Source organism: Angustibacter speluncae, from assembly GCF_054777815.1.
This window is the reverse complement of sequence record NZ_BAAHAF010000143.1, coordinates 1-2,281: the sequence shown is the minus strand read 5'-3', so window position 1 is coordinate 2,281 and position 2,281 is coordinate 1. Positions and strand designations below refer to the sequence as shown.

Below are 2,281 nucleotides of genomic sequence, written 5' to 3'. Positions count from 1 at the left end.
GCTCGTCGTCGGGACGGCCGGGCTGGTCTGGACGCTGCTGCAGGCGGCCGCGCCGACCCGCGACCTGGTGTCGGCGCTGCTGGCCGCGGTCCCCGGCGGCGGGCTGCTGCGCGACGGCCAGAAGCTGCTCGCCTGGTGGGTGCTGCTCACCGCCTGCGCGGCGGGCCTGACCGCGGCGCGGCTGTTGGCCCACGGTTCCCGGACCGCGGGCCTGGTCGTGCTGCTCGCCCTGGCCCCGCCCGCCCTGCTGCCTGCGGCCGCGTGGGGCTCCGCCGGCCGGTTCGCGGCGGTCGACGTCCCGGACGAGTACACCGCGCTGGCGCAGGAGGTCGACCGGGCGCCCGAGGGGGTCGTCGCGTCGCTGCCGTGGGGCCAGTACCGGGCCTACGCCTGGAACGGGGGACGGGTCGGGCTCGACCTGATGCCCCGGTTGCTCGACCGCAGGGTGCTCGTCGACGACTCGCTGCGGGTCCGCGACGACCTCGTCGTCCCGGGGGAGGACCCGGTCGCGGCGGCGGTGACCGCCGACCTGCGCGACGGCCGGTCGCCGGCCGCGGCACTGCGGGCGGCCGGGGTGCGGCTCGTGGTCGTCGACGTGCCCGCGGGCGCCGCCGACCTCGAGGCGCTCCGGGACGACGGCGCGGAGGAGGTCTGGTCGGGGGAGCGCACCGTGCTGCTCGACCTCGGCCACCCGGACGCGCCCGCGCCGCCCGCGTCGGTGGGGACCGTCCAGCGGGTCGGGTGGGCGGCGTCGGTGCTCACCTGGGTGCTGGCGGGGCTCGCCGCGGGCGCCGTCGCGACACGTCGCCCGAACCGGGCTACCGGAGGGTAACCGGACTGCTACCCTCGCCTGCGTGACCGCACTCCGCACCCGTCTGCGCAGCGACTCCGGCCAGGTGGCCGCCGGCCTCGCACTCGTCATCACCGTCGTGGCCGGTGCGCTCTTCGCGGTCGTCACCACCCTCGGGATCACCCAGGTGCGCTCGGCGATGCCGGCGCCGGTCGACCAGCCGCTGGTCAACTACGACCCCTACGAGGGCTGACCGTCCGGGGGCGAGCCGTCCCCGCTGACCCGACGCGCCGGCCCGACCCGATGACCCGCGCCGAGGGACGCCTGGTCGAGGCGCTGCGCACCGCGGCCTGCGTGCTGGCGCTCGTCGCCGTCGTCGCGGTGCAGGTGCCCGGTCGCACCGCGAACGACACCAAGCTCGACCTCTCCCAGGACCCGTGGGGCCTGCTCGCCCGCGCCCTGCACCTGTGGGACCCCGAGGGCGCCTTCGGCCAGCTGCAGAACCAGGGCTACGGCTACCTGTTCCCGATGGGCCCGTTCCACGCCGTGCTCGGCGAGGTGCTGCCGGCCTGGACGGTGCAGCGGGCGTGGTGGCTCGCGCTGCTGGTCGCGGGGTACCTCGGCGGTCGCCGCCTGGTCGAGGCCCTGGGGGTGCGGTCGGCGCCGGTCGCCCACCTGGCGGGCCTGGCGCTCGCGCTGTCGCCGCGGGCGGTCTCGACGCTCGGCCCGATCTCGTCCGAGGCCGCGCCGCTGCTGCTCTCGCCCTGGGTGCTGCTCCCGCTCGTGCACGCGTCGGCGGGACGGTGGACCGCTCGGCGGGCCGCGGCGGCGTCCGGTCTGGCGATCCTGCTGATGGGCGGGGTGAACGCGACCGCGACCGCGGCCGCCTGCCTGCCCGCCGCGCTGTGGCTCCTCACCCGCACCGGCTGGTGGCGCAGCGCGCTCACCTGGTGGTGGGTGCTGTGCGGCGCGCTCGCGTCGGCCTGGTGGCTGGTGCCGCTTCTCGTGCTCGGCCGGTACAGCCCGCCGTTCCTGGACTGGATCGAGGACGCCGCGGCCGTCACCGGCAACGTCGAGCTGCTCGACGTCGTGCGCGGCACCTCGCACTGGCTCGGGTACGTGGTGACGGCCGGCGGGCCGTGGTGGGACGCCGGGTTCGGCCTCGCGACCGACGGCGCGCTCGTCGTCGCGACCTGCGTCGCGGCGGCCCTCGGCCTCGCGGGCCTGGCGCTGCGGGTGCCCCACCGCGGCTTCCTGCTGCTGTGCCTGCTCGTCGGCGTCGTCGCGATCGCCCTGCCCCACGCCGGTCCGCTCGACTCGCCGCTGTCCGGTGCGGCCCGCGCAGCGCTCGACGGCCCGCTGGCGCCGCTGCGCAACGTGCACAAGCTCGACCCGCTCGTCCGGCTGCCCCTCGTCGTCGGCCTGGCGCACCTGCTGGCGCGGGTGGGCGGGCTGCCGGCGCCCGGACGCCTCGCCGCCGCCGCGCGGCCG

General features: G+C 77.9%; 2 protein-coding genes and 1 pseudogene. All 3 read left to right on the top strand.

All coding sequences use genetic code 11. The annotated features are described in order from the left end of the window. Nucleotides 1-832 (top strand): annotated as a pseudogene (locus tag ACYVKY_RS16230) (hypothetical protein); the annotation flags it as partial. 22 nt (nt 833-854) lie between these two features. Beyond that, nucleotides 855-1,043 carry a hypothetical protein gene (locus ACYVKY_RS16225; protein WP_460436025.1) on the top strand — a complete coding sequence of 63 codons (189 nt, stop codon included), beginning with the start codon at nt 855-857 and terminating at the stop codon, nt 1,041-1,043. A 50-nt stretch (nt 1,044-1,093) separates the two neighbouring features. After that, on the top strand, nt 1,094-2,281 hold a 1,188-nt coding region (locus tag ACYVKY_RS16220), incomplete at its 3' end, for an alpha-(1->3)-arabinofuranosyltransferase domain-containing protein (protein ID WP_460436024.1).